This window comes from Caulobacter sp. GW821-FHT12D05 (assembly GCF_058807295.1).
In genome coordinates, this window is sequence record NZ_JBXAQO010000003.1 from 896,093 (window position 1) to 913,117 (window position 17,025).

Consider the following 17,025-nt stretch of genomic DNA (forward strand, 5'->3'; position numbering starts at 1 on the left):
AGATTACAAGTCTAAACTAATTACAATCGTAATTGTGTGTGGCGTCGACGGTGGGGCGACCTCCGGCGCGGGGGTGTCCAACCTTGGGTTCAATGCTATGCAGCGACCCTCGTACCGGGGGAATCCATGCGTCTTTCAAGCCAGCTTTCGCGCGCGCAGATCGAGACGCTCGCCTTCGCCGCCATCGTCACGATCGTGCCGATCCTGCTGTGCGGCTTCATGTTCGGGTTCGACATCCCGCTGGCCTCGGCCAAGTTCTGGAGCAATCCCAAGAACGACATGCTGGCCATGACCACGGCCTACGAGGCCTATGTCCGCCAGCCCTGGGGCTTCCCCCTGACCATGATCTCGGGTCTGACGCCCAAGCCGGTGTCGATCGTGTTCAGCGACAGCATTCCCTGGCTGTCCCTGGTGCTGAAGGCCTCGGGCCTGGGGCCGGTGTTCAACCCGCTGGGCGTCTTCCTGATGCTCTGCTACCCGCTGCAGGCCTGGGGCATGATCGCCCTGTTGCGGTCGCTGGGCGTGAAGAGCCGGGTCGCCCTGGTGCTGGGCGGTTTCCTGGCGCTGCTGTTCCCCAGCTGGATCGCCCGCCAGTTCGGCCATATCGCCCTGTGCGGCCACTGGCTGCTCTTGTTTGCCTTGAGCGTGACCGTCTCGTCGGTGCGCGAGGGCCTGACGCCCCGCCGGATCGGGTGGTTCGCCGCCCTGGCGGCGCTGGCCACCGGCGTCCACGCCTACCACCTGCCGCCGATCGCCGCCTGCTTCGGCGCGGCCCTGCTGTCGGAGCTGCTGCAGCGCCGGGCCGGCGCGTGGAAGCGCGTCGCCATCGCCGCCGTCGCCGTGCTGGCCGCCGTGGCGGCCTCGGCCGTGGTGCTGGGCTATGTCGGCGCGGCCCAAGTGTCCGCCGGCGCGGACGGCCTGGGCTATTACGCGATGAACCTGCTGGGTCCCGTGTGGCCGCAGGGCTCGAACCTGTTCGGCCAGACCTGGACCGGCGCCTGGTTCAAGGGGACCCTGGCCCCGAACGGCGAGTATTTCGAGGGCTTCCAGTTCCTGGGCGTCGGGTCGCTGCTGCTGGTGGCGACCATGCTGGGCCTGGCGATCCGCGACCGCCTGGCTGGCCGCCGCCCCGAGCCCGGCTTCTGGCTGCGCTGGACGCCGCTGATCCTGGCCATGCTGGTCCTGACGGTCTGGTCGATCGGCTGGTCGGTCTATGCCGGCAAGGCGCTGCTGGTCACCTTCCCCAAGCCGGACGGCAAGGTCGCCGACCTGCTGTCGATCTTCCGCGCCCATGGCCGGTTCTTCTGGGCGCCGGGCTATCTGGTCCTGGCCCTGGGCATCGCCGCCGTCGCCCGCCTGCCGGGACGCGTCGGCCTGGCCGTCCTGGCCGCAGCCCTGGCCGTGCAGGCCTATGACAGCAGCCCGGTGCGCCAGGGCGTGCGGACGACCTTCGCCGTCCCCGACGAGCTGGACATCCCGCAGGCCCTGATCAACGCCCCGGCGATCCGCGGCCGGACCTGGACGTTCCGCCCGACCTATTTCTGCTCGAACTCGCCGCTGGACCTGCGCGGCGTCGCCCAGCTGGTGAGGACGGCGGCCCGCAGCGGCGGCACGACCAACACCTTCGGCACCGCCCGCAACAACGACCTGCCCTGCGACGTCATCGACCCGACCCTGGTCCAGGACGCCGCGCCGGGCGATCGCCGCATCACCGTGATCATGGGCGGCGGCGCGATGGAGGGCGGGGTGCTGGAGACCGTGAACCAGCGCCACGACTGCTACCGCTTCAAGCGCGGGGTGCTGTGCGGCCGCGACCTGGGCGGGATCGCCGGGCTGGAGCCGATGGAGCCCGGCCAGCTGGGCGCCAAGGCCCAGCTGCTGTCGGTGCGTCTGGACCAGCCGCTGACCGCGCCGGTGCTGGGTGAAGGCTGGTCGAAGCTGGATCCGGGCGGCAAGGGCATCTGGACCCTGGCCCACAAGGCGACCTTCACCCTGACGCCGCCGGCGACCCTGAAGCCCGGCCCGTTCCAGGTGGACATCGTCGCCATCGGCTTCTCGGACCAGCCCCTGCGGCCCCAAGCCCTGACCCTGTATGCCGAGGGGCGGCGCCTGGAGACCCACGCCGTCGATCCGACCGCCTTCATCCTCTACCGCTTCACCGTGCCCAAGGACGTGGTCAAGCCGGGCCAGCCGATCCGGTTCACGCTGGACGTCCCTGACGCCCGCGTGTCCAGCATGGACCCGCGGATGCTGGGCGTGGCGGTGCAGGAGATCCGCCTGGCTCAGTAGGGGGCGGGCTGCTCTTAAGCCTTCTTGCGGGCGACCACGGCGATCGACATGCCGAACGGCAGGCCGGCGCCCGTCGCCAGCGGGCCTTCCAGGGCGAAGACGGCCGTCAGCGCCTTGTTCAGCCACGCCGGCGGCATGGCGTCGTCGGCGCTCTCGTCGCCCAGCAGGCGCTTGAGTACGCGCTGGGCCGCCGCCGGCGCGAACAGCAGGGTGTTGAAGTAGGTGGCCGCTTCGATCTCCAGCCCCGCGTTCTCGAACAGCGCCCGGTAGGCGGGCAGCTGGTAGCGGCGCTTGTGGTGATGCAGCACGTCGTGGTGGCCCCACATCCACTGATAGGCCGGCACCGTGGTCAGGATCGCTCCGCCCGGCTTGGCCAGCCGCGCCAGGGCCGCCACCGCGCCGGCGTCGTCGTCGACATGCTCGACCACGTCGAAGGCGCAGACCAGGTCGAAGGTCTCGGGCGCGAACGGCAGGCCGTCGGGCAGCAGGCCGTGCTCCACCGGCTGGCCCAGGCGCTCGGCGGCGTATTCGCGGGAGTCCTGGTCGGGCTCGACGGCGCTGACCGTGCCGAACTCGCGCAACAGCGGCACGTTGCCGCCCGCGCCGCAGCCGACCTCCAGGATCCGGGCGCCGGCCGGGACGCCGGTGCGGGCGATCAGGCGGCGCAGGATCCCGCGCCGGGCCACGAACCACCAGTGCTCGGTCTCCAGCTCGCGGATGCGTTCGTAGATCAGGCGTTCCATGCGGCCCCCTTGTCGGTCGGAGCGCCCTTGTGCGCGAACACCCAGAAATGGCTCAGCAGGAACAGCACGCCGGTATAGCTGACCGCCGCCGCGCCCTGCGCCGCCACGCTCCAGATCGCGCCGTGCGGCGGCAGCAGCAGGGTCGCCAGGGCCAGCACGCCCTGGTTCAGCGCGAAGGCGACGCCCACGGCGACCGCGTAACGCAGCGGGGCCGAGCGGTTGGTCGTGCGGGCCTTGAACACGAAGAACTTGGACAGCAGGAAGCTGACGCAGATGCCGATCGCATAGCCGATGGCGTTGGCCAGATGCGGATCGACATGCAGGCCCACGTCCAGGGCCACGATGATCGAGAAGCCGACCAGGGTGTTGAGCACCCCGGCCAGGCCATACCGCAGGGCCGAGGCCAGGAAGGCCCGGCGCTCGGGGGTCAGCAGACTGTGCGACATCACGCGTCAGGGCCTTGGCCGTCGAAGCCGTGACGGTCCATGACCACGTACAGCGGGCGGCCCTTCACCTCCTGATAGATGCGGGCCACGTATTCGCCCAGCGAGCCGATGGCCAGCATCTGGATCGCGAAGCCCGTCAGGATCACCACCATCAACGACGGATAACCGGGGACGTTGTTGCCCTGCAGCAGGGTGCGGGCCACCAGGAACGCCGCCGCCAGGGCCGCCAGCACGCCGGCGATCAGGCCGACATAGCTCCACACCCGGATCGGCGCGGTGCTGAACGAGGTGATGCCGTCCAGGGCGAAGTTCCAGAGCTTCCAGTAGCGGAACGAGCTGGTCCCGGCCGCGCGCTCGGGGCGGGCGTAGGGGATGGCCTCTTGCTTGAAGCCGACCCAGGCGAACAGGCCCTTCATGAAGCGGTTGCGCTCGGGCAGCTGGCGCAGCACCTCGACCACCCGCTTATCCATCAGCCGGTAGTCGCCGGCGTTGTAGGGCAGGTCGACATCCGACAGGCGGTTGAAGGCGCGATAGAAGCCCTGGGCCGTCAGGCGCTTGAGGAAGCTGTCGGCGCTGCGGTCGACGCGGACGCCATAGGCGACGTCGGCCCCGTTCTCCCAGGCGGCGATGAACTGGCCGATCAACTCGGGCGGGTCCTGCAGGTCGCAGTCGATCGGCACCACCATGTCGCCGGTCGTGGCGTCCAGCCCGGCCGACATCGCGGTCTCCTTGCCGAAGTTGCGGGCCAGGTTGATGACCTTGATCTTCGGGTTGCGCTGGTGATGGCGCAGCAGCACCGCCAGGGTGTGGTCGCGGCTGCCGTCATTGACGCAGACGATCTCGTAGTCGACGCCCAGCTTGGCCAGCTCGTCCTCGATCCGGTCGAAGAACAGGTCGAGGACTTCCTGCTCGTTATAGCAGGGGGCGACGATCGAAAGGCGCTTGCCGGCGCGGGTACGCGTGACCGGAGCGGGTACGACTACGGGTATAGGCGACTGAACCATAGCTCTGGTTTAGCCGCGTTGCGGGCAAAGGGGGAGGGGTCTACTTCGCGATGAGCCGCGCGACGGCGTAACCGACCATGGCTGCCAGCATGGTGGCGACGGCGCCCCAGGCGATGTCGACCAGGGTCAGCTTCGTCGACCAGGTCCGCAAGGTCGCCTGATTGGTCAGGTCGTAGGTGGCGTAGGCGACCGCCCCCAGCACCAGCCCGCCGACGGCGGCGCGGGAGAGGCTGGCCTCCTTCAGCGCCGGCGCGACGGCCAGCACCACCAGGCCGACCGCATAGACCAGGTAGAAGGCCACGGCCGCGCCCATCCGGGGCTTGGCGGCCAGCAGGTCGCCAAGGGCCGGGCGATAGATCCGCTCGACCATCAGGCTCAGCCACACGAAGTCCAGCGCGACGAACGCGACCAGCGAGGCGGCATAGGCGGCCAGCATTCTCATGACGAACTCCATCCGGGGACGATGCGAGGGTTACGCGCCAAAAAACCGATCGGATGCATCCATCCGTTCGCCGGCTTCGCCCGTAACCGTCTTCGAACCAGGGAGACTTCCGATGCAGGCTGGCCCGTCCGACTCCAAAGTTGCCCCGCAGCGGATCGCCGTGATCGGGGCCGGCATATCGGGCCTGTCCTGCGCCTGGCTGCTGAGCCAGCGCCACGACGTCACCCTGTTCGAGGCCGGCGACCGCCTGGGCGGCCATGCCCACACCGTCGAGGTCGCCACGCCGCGCGGCCCGATCCCGGTCGACATGGGCTTCATCGTCTATAACGAGGTCAACTATCCCAACCTGACGGCGCTGTTTAAGCACCTGAGCGTCCCGACCAAGCCGGCCGACATGTCGCTGGCCATCTCGCTGGACGACGGGGCGCTGGAATATGGCAGCAAGAGCCTGGCCTCGCTGTTCGCCCAGCCGGGGGCGTGGCTGCGCCCGCGCTTCTGGTCGATGCTGCGCGACCTGCACCGCTTCTACCGCACCGCGCCGGGGCACCTGGCGACGCTCGACCCGGTGGTGTCGCTGAGCGAGTACCTGCGCGAGAACGACTATGGCGCGGCGCTCAGCCAGGACCACCTGCTGCCGATGGCGGCGGCGATCTGGTCGGCCAGCATCGAAGGGGCTGGCGAGCACCCGGCGGCGGCCTTCATCCGGTTCTTCGAGAACCATGACCTGCTGCGCTTCGTCGGTCGCCGCAGCTGGCGCACCGTGGACGGCGGCAGCCGGCGCTATGTCGAAAGCCTGGAGCGCGCGTTCAGCGGCCGCCTGCGGCTGTCGGCCCGCATCCAGGCCGTGCGTCGCACCGAGGATGGCGTGCGCATCCTCGAGGCCGACGGCAGCGAGACCGGCTTCGACCAGGTGGTGTTCGCCACCCACGCCCCGACCACCCTGTCGCTGCTGGCCGACGCCGACGCCCGCGAGCAGGCCCTGCTGGGCGCGTTCCGCTACACAACCAACGAGGTCGTCCTGCACCGCGACCGCCGCCTGATGCCGCAGCGGCGGATGGCCTGGGCCAGCTGGAACCATCTGGGTCGCCGCGACGACCCCGCCAGCGGCTGCGTCAGCTACTGGATGAACCACCTGCAAAGCCTGCCCCAGACCCCGCCGCTGTTCGTCACCCTGAACCCGCACATCCAGCCCCGCGAGGAACTGGTGCACGAGGTCCGCAGCTTCGAGCACCCGCACTATGACGCCGCCGCGTTGACCGCCCAGCGCGACCTGTGGGCGCTGCAAGGCGTGCGCCGGGCCTGGTTCTGCGGGGCCTGGTTCGGGGCGGGCTTCCACGAGGACGGCCTGCAATCGGGTCTGGCGGTGGCCGAGCAACTGGGCGGCGTGCGCCGGCCCTGGACCGTCGACGACGAGAGCGGCCGGATCTTCGTCGGACCCGGACCGGGCCTGGTCGAGTTCGCCAGGGCCGCCTGACCATGGGCGCCTCGGCTCTGTACCAAGGGGTCGTGACCCACGCGCGGTTCTCGCCGCGCCGCCATCGGCTGCGCTATCGCATCTTCATGCTGCTGCTGGACCTGGACGAGCTGTCGTCGGTGCTGGGGCGGCTGAAGCTGCTGGCCGCCGGGCGTTTCGGCCTGCTGTCGTTCCGCGCCGCCGACCACGGCGACCGTACCGGTAGCGACCTCAAGGCCTATGCGCAGGGCGTCTTGGCCGAGGCCGGCATCGTCGCCGACGGCCCGGTGCGGCTGCTCTGCATGCCGCGCATCCTGGGCTACGGCTTCAACCCGCTCAGCCTCTATTTCTGCCATCGCGCCGACGGCGAGCTGGCGGCGATCCTCTACGAGGTGCGCAACACCTTCGGTGAGCGGCACAGCTATCTGGCGGCGGTCCCCGTCCAAGGCGCAATGGTGCGCCAGACCGCGCCCAAGCGCTTCTACGTCTCGCCGTTCATGGACATGGATCTGGCCTACGACTTCGAGATCAGCCCGCCCGGCGAGGCGGTGTCGGTCACCGTCGGCGTCCGTCGGGGCGATGATCCCGTACTGACCGCTACCTTCTGGGGCCAGCGCTCGGCCCTGACCGACGCGGGCCTGCTGAAGGCCTGGCTGCGCCACCCGCTGCTGAGCTTCAAGGTCATCGCCGGCATCCACTGGGAAGCCGTCCGCATCCTGGCGCGCGGCATCGGCCTGCGCCGCCGCCCGCCGCCGCCCGCTCACCCCGTCACGCTGGGAAAGCCGGCGTGAGCTGTTTTTAGTCCAATCCTGGCTTCGTCCCGTATCATGGCCATGCATGCGATTCAGGCACGTTCCTCAGGCATCCGGAGACCCCGCGCGGTGAGCGCCTCGCGGGACTTCGACGGCTGCGTGACGCGGATCGCCCTGGACGGCGATCGCGAGGCCTTCGTGCGGCTGTTCGACCACTATGCCCCGCGTGTGAAGGCGCTCCTGGTCCGCACCGGCTCAAACCCCGTGGCCGCCGAGGAACTGGCGCAGGAGACCCTGCTGGCCGTCTGGCGCAAGGCCCACCTGTTCGATCCCACCCGCGCCTCGGCCGCGGCCTGGATCTTCACCATCGCCCGCAACCTGCGCATCGACAGCATCCGCCGCAGCGACCGCGCCGTCTATGCCGAGGACCAGGCCCCGCCCGGCGACGACCCGCCCCAACCTGACGCCATCCTGGCCGGCGTGCAGGACGGCCAGCGCGTCCGGGCCGCCATGGCCTCCCTCAACCCCGACCAGGCCCAGGCGATCGAGATGGCCTTCTTCCACGAACAGACCCACACCCAGATTTCCGAAGCCCTGGGCGTGCCGCTGGGCACCATCAAGGCCAGGATCCGGTTCGGCATGATGAAGCTGCGCGCCTTCATCGAGCGCGAAGCGGGAGGCCGGTCATGAGCCTGCGCCGCCTGCCCAGCGAGGAGCGTCTCCTCGCCTACGCCGCCGGGACCCTCAGTCCGCCCGAAGCCGTGGTCGTCGCCACCCACCTGGCCTTGCGCCCGCAGAGCCGCGCCTGGACCCAGCTGGGCGAGGCGGTCGGCGGGGCGATGCTGGACGACTTGGCGCCGCTGGCCCTGAACGAGCGCGCGCGCGACGACGTCCTGGCGCGGCTGGACATGGCCACGCCCGTTCCGGCGCCGGAGATCGTGAAGGGCAGTGACCCCACGCTCCCCGAACCGCTGCGCCACTTCCCCCTGAGCCGCTGGCGTTGGGTCGGCCCCGGCGTGCAGGTGCGCGACGTACTGGGCCCTCGCGACGGCGACAGCCGGGTGATCATGCTGCGCATCGCGCCGGGCCAATGCACCCCGGTCCACACCCACGGCGGCGTCGAACTGACCTGCGTGATCGAAGGCGCCTACGCCACCAACGACGGCGTGTTCGAACCCGGCGACTTCGAAGAAGCCGACGCCAGCATCACTCACCAGCAACGGGTGGTCTCGCCCAAGCCTTGCCTGTGCGTGGCGGCCCTGGACGGCCAGATCCAGCTGCCGGGGCGGCTGGGCCGCTGGCTGGCGCCGTTCGTGAAACTCTAGAGCCCCGCCGTCAGCAGCCCGTCCTGCTTGATCGCCTTCATGCACACCGTGCTCGTATAGCGCTGCACGCCGGGCAGCTGGCTGAGGTCCTTGCGCAGCAGGTGGTCCAGGTCGGCGACGTCGGCCGCCACGATGCGCAGCAGGTAGTCGCCGTCGCCGGCCGTCGAGTGGCACTCGGTGATGGCCGGGTGGCGCAGGACGGCCGCTTCGAACGCCTCGGCGCGGGCGAACTCGACCGTGGCCAGGGCGTAGACGGTCAGGCCCTTGCCGACGGCCTTGGCGTCGATGCGGGCGCGGTAGCCGGTGATGACGCCCTGCTTTTCCAGGGCCTGGACGCGCGACCAGCAGGGCGACTTGGACAGGCCTACCCGCTCGGCCAGGGCCGCGAACGAGATGCGGGCGTCGGCCTCCAGGATGCGGAGGATCGACAGGTCGACACGGCTGAGGATGGACATTCGTTCTGTCTGTGGCGGCTGGATCGGAACATTGTTCTAGCCCGCTCGCCATCGCCCGCGCAAACGAGGACAATGTGCCGTCGCGAACAGCCTAGGGTTCTTCCATGGCGCAAGACATGACCTACGCGCGGTACCTCGCGCTCGACACCCTGCTGGCGGCGCAACAGCCGCAGAGCGATCGGCACGACGAACTGCTGTTCATCGTCATCCACCAGACCAAGGAGCTGTGGCTCAAGGAGATCATCCACGAGGTCGGCCTGGCCATGCGGCTGATCGCGGCGGGCGATGTCGAGCCGGCCTACAAGGCCCTGGCGCGGGTGTCGCGGATCCAGACGGTGATGACCCTGTCGTGGGACATCCTGGCGACCATGACGCCGGCCGATTACCTGAGTTTCCGGGGCTCGCTGGGGACCAGCTCGGGCTTCCAGTCGGCCCAGTTTCGCACCCTGGAATATATGCTGGGCCTGAAGGACCAGAGCTTCCTGAAGTTCCAGGAGGAGGGCTCGGACGGCCTCGCTTTGCTGCAGGCGGCGCTGGCCGCGCCCAGCCTCTACGACGTCGCCATCGCCCAGCTGCCGCGGCACGGGCTGACGGTTCCGGACGCGGCTTTGCATCGCGACTTCACCCAGGCCTATGTCCCGTCCGAAGCGGTCGAGGCCGCCTGGCTGGAGGTTTATCGTGACCCGCAGCGCTATTGGGAGCTGTACCAGCTGGCCGAGAAGCTGGTCGACCTGGACGACGCCCTGGTCACCTGGCGCCACAAGCATGTGCTGACCGTCGAGCGGATCATCGGCGGGCGGCCAGGCACGGGGGGCACCGACGGGATCGGCTACCTGGCCTCGACCCTGCGGCGGCGGGCGTTCCCGGAGCTGTGGACGCTGCGGGGCAAGCTCTGATGACCGCGCGCAAGGATCTCTTTTCGCGGGCGCTGGGTGTCCCCGGCCGACTGCATATGGCCGCTCACAGCCACCATCTGTGGCCGGACGTGACGCTGGACGCCCAGGTCGATGTCTGGCGCGACGCCGCCATGCTGGCCGACCACAAGTGGGACAAGGCGCTGGGCGAGGTCTATCCGGCGGCGCAAGGCCTGGTCGCCCGCGAGCTGAACTTGCCGTCGCCGGACTCTGTGGTCTTCGCGCCCAACACCCATACCCTGCTGGCGGTGCTGAAGTCGGCTGTGACGCGCAAGCCGGTCCGCATCCTGTCGACCGACGGCGAGTTCCACTCGTTCCGCCGCCAGGCCCAGCGCTGGGTCGAGGCCGGCGAGATCGAACTGACCCTGGTGGAGAGCGAGCGACCGGACTTCGCCGAGCGGTTCATCAACGCCGCGCGCACGGGGCAGTACGACCTGATCTTCGTCAGCCACGTGTTCTTCAAGATCGGTTTCGTCTTCGACCGGGTCTGGGAGCTGGCCGAGCTGTCCAAGCCTGAAGGCCCGTGGCTGGTCGTCGACGGCTATCACGGCTTCCGAGCCGTGCCGACGGACCTGTCAGCCGTGGCGGACCGGGTGTTCTACCTGGCCGGCGGCTACAAATACGCCATGGCCGGGGAGGGGGCGGCGTTCCTGCATGCGCCGCCGGGCTTTGGCCCGCGCCCGGTGCTGACCGGATGGTACGCCGAGTTCGGCGACCTGGAAGGCCCGCCGGGCGGGGTGGGCTACACCACCGACGCCCAGCGCTTCATGGGCGCGACGTTCGACCCGTCGGGGCTCTATCGCTTCGTAGCGGCCGGCCGGATGCTGGAGGCGGAAGGCCTGACCACGGCGGCGATCGCGGCGTATGTGGGTGGGCTGATGCGGAGCCTTGTGGCCGCCGACCCGCTGAAGGGCGCGCTGGTGCTGAACCCGCCGGAGAGCGGCCCGCAGGCGCGGTTCCTGGCGCTGCGGCATGAAAAAGCCAGCGCCTGGAAACAGGCGCTGGCCGAAAAGGGTGTCGTGGTCGATGTCCGCGATGACGTGCTGCGGATCGGCCTCTCCGTCTATCACGACGAGGCCGATCTCACGGCGTTTTGCGCGGCGTGCGCGGAGCTGGAGGCTTAAGCCGCCAGACGCTCCAGCGCCTTCAGCATGCTGCCCATGGCTTCGTGCACGGGCAGGCCGTCGCGTTCGTAGTTGCCGGTCTCGAAGATCTGCAGCAGGTCGGCGCGGGCGCGGCTGACGCGGCTCTTGACCGTGCCGACGGCGACGCCGATGACCTCGGCCGCCTCTTCGTACGAGAACCCGCCGGCGCCGATCAGTATCAGCGCTTCACGTTGGCTCTCGGGCAGCATCATCATGGCCTGGCGCAGGTCGTCCAGGGCGATGGCGCTGTCGAAATTGGTGTTGGCCACCAGGGTGCGTTCGGCGGTTTCCTGGTCCAGGCCCACCGAGCGCCAGCTGCGGCGCTTGTCGGAATAGAACTGGTTGCGCAGGATCATGAAGGTCCAGGCCTTCATGTTGGTGCCCATGGTGAAGCTGTTGCGGCTGGCCCAGGCCTTGGCGACGGCGTCCTGCGCCAGATCGTCGGCGGCGGTGGCGTCGCCGCACAGCGAGCGGGCGAACGCGCGCAGGTGCGGGATCAGGGCGATCAGATCGCGTTCGAAGGTCTTTTGGTCTTGATGGTCCATCACGGCCCCCTTCGGGAAGAAACACTCAAGCTCAAAACGGAACGGGAGAGCTAAGGTTCCAGCCGAGGGGCAAATGAGGTCCTCGTTTCGAGTCTTTAGTAGTCCTCGTCGACCACGGCCGGGGTCGCGTAGATGATCGGCATGACGCAGCCGCGATAGCCGGTCGGCGGAGCCGGGACCTTGATGCGCTGCATCAGGTCGCCGGCCGCGACGCGGAAGGTCTGCGTGGGCTGCGAGGCCAGCACCTCCACCGAGCCGACCTGGCCCCACGGGGCGACGTCGAACCGCACGATCGCCCAGCCGCCGACGCGGCGCTCGGCATAGGCCGGCGGGTAGGGCATGACCTCGGGCAGCGGGACCTTCTTCAAGGGGCAGGCGTCGCCGGGGCGTTCGAAGGACGAGGCGTCGGGACGCTTGGTGGCCGGCGAGGCCTTCAGGCCGGCCTTGAACACCGCGTGGCAGCCGGTGCGCGGCGAGCCCGTCTGGAAGCGGCTTTCGGCGACCGAGGCGGCCGCGGCGTCGGCGAAGGCTTGTTCGCCGTGCTGGGTGACGATGCGGATATTGCGCACGGCGCCGTCGGCGTCGATGTCGTAGGTCATGCCCGCCCAGGCCGGGTCGACGGTGCGGTCGCCGAAGGGACGGATGTCCGGATAGGCGATGTTCTGCGGCCGGCGGCGCGGGGTCTGTCCGCAGTTGCCCAGCGCGTCCAGGGCCTTGCGCACATAGGCCGGCGTGTTGCGCCACTCGGCGATCTGGGCCTGCAGCAGCTGGGCGGGCGAGGCCAGCTCCAGCGGAACGACGGTGGCCGTCAGCGGTAGCTTGCAGGCCGAGGCCGGAGCGCCGGGCGCGAACCGCCAGCTGGCGATGAGGGCGGCCTGGCTGTCTATCGCCCGGGGCGTGCCGGGTTTCAGGTCGATCACCCGGCCTTCGGCATCGACCCCGAAGGTGTAACGCTCGGGCGCGGGCGAGCCGAACTGGCCCTCGATCGAGACGTAGCTCTGCTGCGTCCGGATCGGCACGGGCGCGCCCTCGAGCAGGCGGGCCTGGCCCTTGCCGCAGGTAAAGGTGGTCGGCGTCGGGCCGTAGGTGACCAACTGCGGCTGGGGTTTGGGCGGTGGCGGCGGGATGACGGCGTGCGCTGCGGCAGGCGTCAGGAAGGCCAGGGCCACAAGCAGCATGCCGCGCATTGAACGCTCCGCGATCTAAGGTTGAGGTTATCTCCTCACATCGCGGCGTTCGGTCAAGTGAAGGTTTCTAAGCCGCGCGCCGGATCGCCTCGCCCAGGCGGCCCAGGCTGTAGGGCTTGGGCAGGAACGGATCGTTGGCGGGCGGGCGGCGGCCCGAGGTCAGCAGGCAGCGCACCGCCGGGCGACGGCGGTGGATCTCGTCGGCCAGTTCCAGGCCGCTCATGCCGGGCATGTCGATGTCGGTGAAGACGACGCCGACCTCCTGGTGGTCTTCCATGACCTCCAGAGCCTCGCTGGCGTCGGCGGCTTCGTAGACGGTGAAGCCCTCGTCGCGCAGGGCCTCGGCGGCGCTCATCCGGACAAGCGGTTCGTCTTCGACGACGAGAACGACTTGCAGGCTCATGGCCGGGCCTCCAAGGCGCGGCCCAGGGCCTGCAACAGCTCCCACGGCGCGATCGGCTTGGCGACGAACTCCGAGCGGCTGACGCCTTCGCTGGGGAAGCGGTGGGCGCAGCGGGCCGAGACATAGACCACCGGCAGGCCCGGATCGGTCATCCGCGCCCGGTGGGCCAGGTCGAAGCCGTCGGCTCCGGCGCCCAGATTGATGTCCGTGACCAGGGCGGAGAGCGGCTCGCTGCCCAGGCGCAACAGCGCCTCGTCGGCGTCGGCGGCGACCCGCACGCGATATCCCGCCGCCGCGAGCATGGCCTGACTCATCGCCCGCAGGGCGGCGTTGTCTTCGACCAGGAGCACCGAAATCTGTTCCATGCTCATCCTCCTGAGCAATGGAATGTGTGAAGTGCTAGCTGGTTTCAGGTCTACTAGAATTAATTTCTTGTAAATACTGGTTAATATTTGGAATTTGACCGACTAATCGAGTGGAGGCTCGTCGTTTTCCGGCGAGCCCTTCACCGGCTCAGCCGCCTCGATCGCGTGCTTGGCCGGCTGGTCCAGGACCGCGCCGAAACCCAGCAGCACCGAGGCCAGCATCAGTCCGCCTTTGGCCTTCGACCCGAACCGGTGGGCCAGCCACGCGACCAGCGGGGCCAGCACCACCAGGGCGGCGAACGCGATCAGATATTGCAGCCAGATAGCCATGTTGTCCTAGGTAGGGCGTTGTTGACGCCGGCCAACGGGTCGCCTCTCAAAGTCCCAGCAGCCCCGTCGCCAGCAGCAGGGCCGCGTTCTCGCTGGTCTGGCCCTCGTTGGAGGCCCAGGAGCCGTCGTTCTCGCAGGCGTCGACGAAGCACTTGGCCGGCGGGGTCTTGGCGTCGATCAGGACCTTCAGGCGTGGATCGGCGCCGGGCGCGCCGCCGTTGGGGCCGCCGCTGGCCCAACCCGGCATGACCACGCCCCAGACCCGGCAGGTCCAGTGATAGGGCCGCCGCGTGGCGCGCTCGCCGTGACCGGTGACGAAGCTGTGGTCCAGGGTGTTGCAGCCCAGCACGTAGTCCATTAGGCGCTGAGCGGTGTCGCGGGCAGACGCTTCGCCCAGTTCGGCGGCGAACAGGCAGATGACGGCGGTGTTCAGCGCCACTTCGACCGAGCCCCAGTAATAGGCTTCTGGCCGGGCCGAGAAGCCGTACGGATCGGCCCGGACGTCGGCGGCGAGGGCTTTGGCCGTCTCGACGATCGCCGCGCGGGCCACGGCGGCGGCCTCGCCCTTGCCGCGCGCCAGGCTCATCGTTCCTAGCACCTGGGGCGAAGGCCAGAAGAACGGGAAGACGCCGATCGCCTTCAAGGTCTCCGCCGCCCGCGCGCCCAGCGCGGCGTCGCCGGTGGCCGCGGACATCTCGCAGGTCGCCCACAGGATCTCCTGGCGCGGATCGGGATCGGCGTAGTTGACGTCGTTGCGCATGACCTCAGGATTGGCTTCCAGCCAGGTCCAGGCGCGCTGGGCGGCGGCGCGGCAGCGCGCGGCGAAGGCGGGGTCCAGCGAGGCGAACACCCGGGCGGCCTGCATCATCGCCCCGACGAACACGCCCGCGTCCAGGCTGCCGCCCGCCTGGACCACGCGCGGATGCGGATCGCGCTCGGGCGGCTGGCCCCAGGCATAGACATTGGGTCCGGAGTCGACCTTGTGCAGCACCGAACCGTCGGGGTTCTGCATCTTCAGCAGCCACTCCAGCCCCCAGCGGGCCTGCTGCAGCAGGTCGGGAAGGTCGGGATAGAGGGGCGTGATCCCCAGCTTCAGCGCGCCGGCCTGGGCGGGGCGCAGTTCGTGCAGCCACATCATCTGGCTGACGCTGATCGCCGCCATGTGGGTCCACTTGCCGTAGTCGCCGGCGTTGTACCAGCCGCCGGTCAGGTCGCGGGTCTGGCCGTCGACGATCAGTGCGGCCTCGTCGCGATGGCCGGCGGCGTGGCGGATGCCGGTCACCGGATCGTCGATCGCCACGCTGGCGCGGATCAGGAAGAAGGCGCGGGCGGCGTCGCGGACCAGCGGTCCGTACAGCCCCTCGGCCACGCCGAACGGTGCGGAGGCCTGCTCGCCCACCTTCACGCGATAGCGGCCGGGCTTGGTCAGGGCCGAGAAGTCGCCCGTCCGCACATGCTCGCCGGCGGTGACGGTCAGGTCGTGGACCTTGTCGTCCAGCCTGCCGGTGAAGATGGGCTTGCCGGTCAGGGTCTCGACCGTGAAGGCGCGTGGGACGATGTCGCCGGGCGCGGCGGTCAGGACGAACCGCTTGGCCGCGCCGGGGGCGTAGCCCACCTGGTTCAGCTTCGGTCCCGGCGTGGAGGGCGCGGCGTGGGCGCAGCCGGCCTGCGCCGCCGCCAGCAGGCCGATCGCGCCGCCAGCCGCCTGACGACGGGTGATCCCCTTGTGGGTCTTCGACATGCCGCCTCCCGCGTGGTTGGCGGACGCTAGCGTGCGGTCGAGTTGGCGACAATCTCCGGTGGAGACATGGGCGCCGGTTCAGCTCACCGTGAACGTCGCCGCGCCGACGTCGCCACCACCCACGACCACCACGCCGTCGCGATGCCGCAGATGCCCTCCGCCCAGGGCCGCGAAGGACACGCCCTTGCCGGCCAGGCCCACGCCGCGCTTGAAGCTGGCGCGCTTGGGGTCACCGCTCCCGGCCGGGACGATCTCCACCGCCCCGTTGACCCCGACCGCCAGCACCGAGCCCGGTTTCAGGATCGGCTCCAGCGACACCGTTCCGGCGCCGGCCAGTCCTGGCTTCTGGCGGAACTGCGTCGTCGGCAGCGGGCCCGCGCCCACCAGCAGCCGATCGCCGTCATGGCGCAGGAAGCGCCCCGGCCGATCCAGCGGGCTGAACCGGTCCGGGACCTCGCCCGCCCCCACCGGAACCCCGAAGTCCGGCGTCCCGTCGGGCTTGTAGTACAGCCGCTGCACGCGCGTGTGGCGGTTGGGGTCGAACAGGGGATCGCCCTTGATCTCCTTGTAGTCGCGGCCGTGATAGACGAGGACGTCGCGGCCCTGCTCGTCGACGGTGAAAGAGTTGTGGCCCGGCCCCCAGATCTTTGTCTCCTCGCAGGTCTTGAAGACCGGCTCGGGCGACTTGCTCCAGACATCGGGCGACATCAGGTCCGCGTCCTCGTCGGCGCTCAGCAGGCCCAGGCAGTAGCGGTCGTCGGTGGCGCTGGCCGAGTAGCTGATGAACAGCTTGCCGTTGCGGTGCAGCGGGGCGGGGCCCTCGGCGACCTTGAAGCCGCGGATCTCCCAGTCCAGCGTCGGCACGGTCAGGCGCGCCGGCGGCCGGGCCAGGGTGGTCGGGGTCTTCAGGGGCGCCAGATAGAGGTTGCTGTTAGTCTTGATGCCCGGCTCGGCCTGGGCCCACAGGATGTAGCGCACGCCCTTGTGGCTGAAGACCGTCGAGTCCAGCGTGAAGGTGTCCCAGGGGGTCTGGAACTGGCCGACGGCCTCCCAGCGGCCGGTCATCGGATCCTTGTCCAGGCAGCGCAGCACATAGGTGCGGATATGGAACGGCTCGCCCGCGTCGCCGGCCGCGAAATACATGTGCCAGCGGCCGTCGATCTCGTGCAGCTCGGGCGCCCAGATATAGCCGCCCAGCTTGCCGGTCTTGGGCCTGCGCCAGATCACCGCCTCCTTGGCGGTGGAGAGGCCCGCCAGGGTGGGCGACCGGCGAATGGCCAGGCGGTCGTACTCCGGCACCGAGGCGGTCATGTAGTACAGGCCGTCGTGGTGCTTGAAGATCAGGGCGTCGGCCCGCTGGCGCACCAGCGGGTTCGACGGAATGGCGGGCGAGATGCGGGCGGCGGCGGGGCCGGCTGCCGCGAGGACGCTTGCGCCGGCCAGCATCGTCCGGCGGTTGAGGTCGAGGGTCATGCGCTTGGTCTCC

19 protein-coding genes are annotated in these 17,025 nt (G+C 69.7%); 7 read left to right on the forward strand and 12 right to left on the reverse strand.

Going from position 1 to position 17,025, the window contains the following annotated elements:
* Positions 1-126: 126 nt before the first annotated feature.
* A complete protein-coding gene (locus tag AC1RRR_RS17075; RefSeq protein ID WP_492814935.1) occupies positions 127-2,289 on the forward strand; it encodes a DUF6311 domain-containing protein in 2,163 nt (720 codons plus the stop codon).
* A 14-nt stretch (positions 2,290-2,303) separates the two neighbouring features.
* Here AC1RRR_RS17075 and AC1RRR_RS17080 read toward each other — a convergent pair whose 3' ends face one another.
* The 4 genes from AC1RRR_RS17080 to AC1RRR_RS17095 are packed head-to-tail and all read right to left on the reverse strand — an operon-like array spanning position 2,304 to position 4,924.
* Positions 2,304-3,032: a class I SAM-dependent methyltransferase gene (locus tag AC1RRR_RS17080; protein WP_492814936.1), complete on the reverse strand. Its 729-nt coding sequence runs from the start codon at positions 3,030-3,032 to the stop codon at positions 2,304-2,306.
* Positions 3,020-3,478 carry a GtrA family protein gene (locus AC1RRR_RS17085; RefSeq protein WP_492814938.1) on the reverse strand — a complete coding sequence of 153 codons (459 nt, stop codon included), beginning with the start codon at positions 3,476-3,478 and terminating at the stop codon, positions 3,020-3,022. The genes AC1RRR_RS17080 and AC1RRR_RS17085 overlap by 13 nt, the downstream gene beginning before the upstream one ends.
* Complete coding sequence (locus tag AC1RRR_RS17090; RefSeq protein ID WP_492814939.1) at positions 3,478-4,482, reverse strand: glycosyltransferase family 2 protein; 1,005 nt, start codon at positions 4,480-4,482, stop codon at positions 3,478-3,480. The genes AC1RRR_RS17085 and AC1RRR_RS17090 overlap by 1 nt, the downstream gene beginning before the upstream one ends.
* A 40-nt stretch (positions 4,483-4,522) precedes the next feature.
* Positions 4,523-4,924, reverse strand: a complete 402-nt coding sequence (locus AC1RRR_RS17095; protein ID WP_492814941.1) for a DUF2177 family protein — start codon at positions 4,922-4,924, stop codon at positions 4,523-4,525.
* Positions 4,925-5,036: 112 nt separating this feature from the next.
* Here AC1RRR_RS17095 and AC1RRR_RS17100 point away from each other — a divergent pair, with 112 nt between their 5' ends.
* The 4 genes from AC1RRR_RS17100 (at position 5,037) to chrR (ending at position 8,454) form a co-directional block, all read left to right on the forward strand.
* Entirely contained in the window at positions 5,037-6,398 is a 1,362-nt protein-coding gene (locus tag AC1RRR_RS17100; protein ID WP_492814942.1) for an NAD(P)/FAD-dependent oxidoreductase, read from the forward strand.
* A gap of 2 nt (positions 6,399-6,400) precedes the next feature.
* Positions 6,401-7,168, forward strand: a complete 768-nt coding sequence (locus tag AC1RRR_RS17105) for a DUF1365 domain-containing protein (protein WP_492814944.1) — start codon at positions 6,401-6,403, stop codon at positions 7,166-7,168.
* Positions 7,169-7,258: 90 nt separating this feature from the next.
* Positions 7,259-7,819, forward strand: a complete 561-nt coding sequence (locus tag AC1RRR_RS17110; RefSeq protein ID WP_492814946.1) for a sigma-70 family RNA polymerase sigma factor — start codon at positions 7,259-7,261, stop codon at positions 7,817-7,819.
* A complete protein-coding gene (gene chrR / locus AC1RRR_RS17115) occupies positions 7,816-8,454 on the forward strand; it encodes a cadmium/peroxide/UV radiation responsive anti-sigma factor ChrR (RefSeq protein WP_492814948.1) in 639 nt (212 codons plus the stop codon). Before AC1RRR_RS17110 ends, chrR begins: the two co-directional genes overlap by 4 nt.
* On the opposite strand, the gene AC1RRR_RS17120 is transcribed toward chrR, so the two are convergent.
* Complete coding sequence (locus tag AC1RRR_RS17120) at positions 8,451-8,909, reverse strand: Lrp/AsnC family transcriptional regulator (protein ID WP_492814950.1); 459 nt, start codon at positions 8,907-8,909, stop codon at positions 8,451-8,453. The two genes, chrR and AC1RRR_RS17120, sit on opposite strands and share 4 nt — an antisense overlap.
* A gap of 104 nt (positions 8,910-9,013) precedes the next feature.
* Here AC1RRR_RS17120 and AC1RRR_RS17125 point away from each other — a divergent pair, with 104 nt between their 5' ends.
* Entirely contained in the window at positions 9,014-9,805 is a 792-nt protein-coding gene (locus AC1RRR_RS17125; protein WP_492814952.1) for a tryptophan 2,3-dioxygenase, read from the forward strand.
* Entirely contained in the window at positions 9,781-10,947 is a 1,167-nt protein-coding gene (locus AC1RRR_RS17130) for an aminotransferase class V-fold PLP-dependent enzyme (protein WP_492814954.1), read from the forward strand. Before AC1RRR_RS17125 ends, AC1RRR_RS17130 begins: the two co-directional genes overlap by 25 nt.
* On the opposite strand, the gene AC1RRR_RS17135 is transcribed toward AC1RRR_RS17130, so the two are convergent.
* The 7 genes from AC1RRR_RS17135 to AC1RRR_RS17165 all read right to left on the reverse strand — a co-directional run bounded on the left by AC1RRR_RS17135 (position 10,944) and on the right by AC1RRR_RS17165 (position 17,012).
* Positions 10,944-11,513: a sigma-70 family RNA polymerase sigma factor gene (locus tag AC1RRR_RS17135; protein ID WP_492814956.1), complete on the reverse strand. Its 570-nt coding sequence runs from the start codon at positions 11,511-11,513 to the stop codon at positions 10,944-10,946. The genes AC1RRR_RS17130 and AC1RRR_RS17135 overlap by 4 nt on opposite strands.
* 95 nt (positions 11,514-11,608) lie before the next feature.
* A complete protein-coding gene (locus AC1RRR_RS17140; protein WP_492814958.1) occupies positions 11,609-12,700 on the reverse strand; it encodes a TonB family protein in 1,092 nt (363 codons plus the stop codon).
* Positions 12,701-12,767: 67 nt separating this feature from the next.
* Positions 12,768-13,103, reverse strand: a complete 336-nt coding sequence (locus tag AC1RRR_RS17145; protein ID WP_492814960.1) for a response regulator — start codon at positions 13,101-13,103, stop codon at positions 12,768-12,770.
* Positions 13,100-13,468 (reverse strand): response regulator, encoded by a 369-nt coding sequence (locus tag AC1RRR_RS17150; protein ID WP_492814962.1) that lies wholly within the window; start codon positions 13,466-13,468, stop codon positions 13,100-13,102. The genes AC1RRR_RS17145 and AC1RRR_RS17150 overlap by 4 nt, the downstream gene beginning before the upstream one ends.
* 102 nt (positions 13,469-13,570) lie before the next feature.
* Positions 13,571-13,798: a hypothetical protein gene (locus tag AC1RRR_RS17155; protein ID WP_492814964.1), complete on the reverse strand. Its 228-nt coding sequence runs from the start codon at positions 13,796-13,798 to the stop codon at positions 13,571-13,573.
* A 46-nt stretch (positions 13,799-13,844) separates the two neighbouring features.
* Positions 13,845-15,539 carry a glycoside hydrolase family 9 protein gene (locus AC1RRR_RS17160; protein ID WP_492814966.1) on the reverse strand — a complete coding sequence of 565 codons (1,695 nt, stop codon included), beginning with the start codon at positions 15,537-15,539 and terminating at the stop codon, positions 13,845-13,847.
* Between the two features lie 78 nt (positions 15,540-15,617).
* Positions 15,618-17,012 (reverse strand): family 43 glycosylhydrolase, encoded by a 1,395-nt coding sequence (locus tag AC1RRR_RS17165; protein ID WP_492814968.1) that lies wholly within the window; start codon positions 17,010-17,012, stop codon positions 15,618-15,620.
* Between the last annotated feature and the right edge of the window lie 13 nt (positions 17,013-17,025).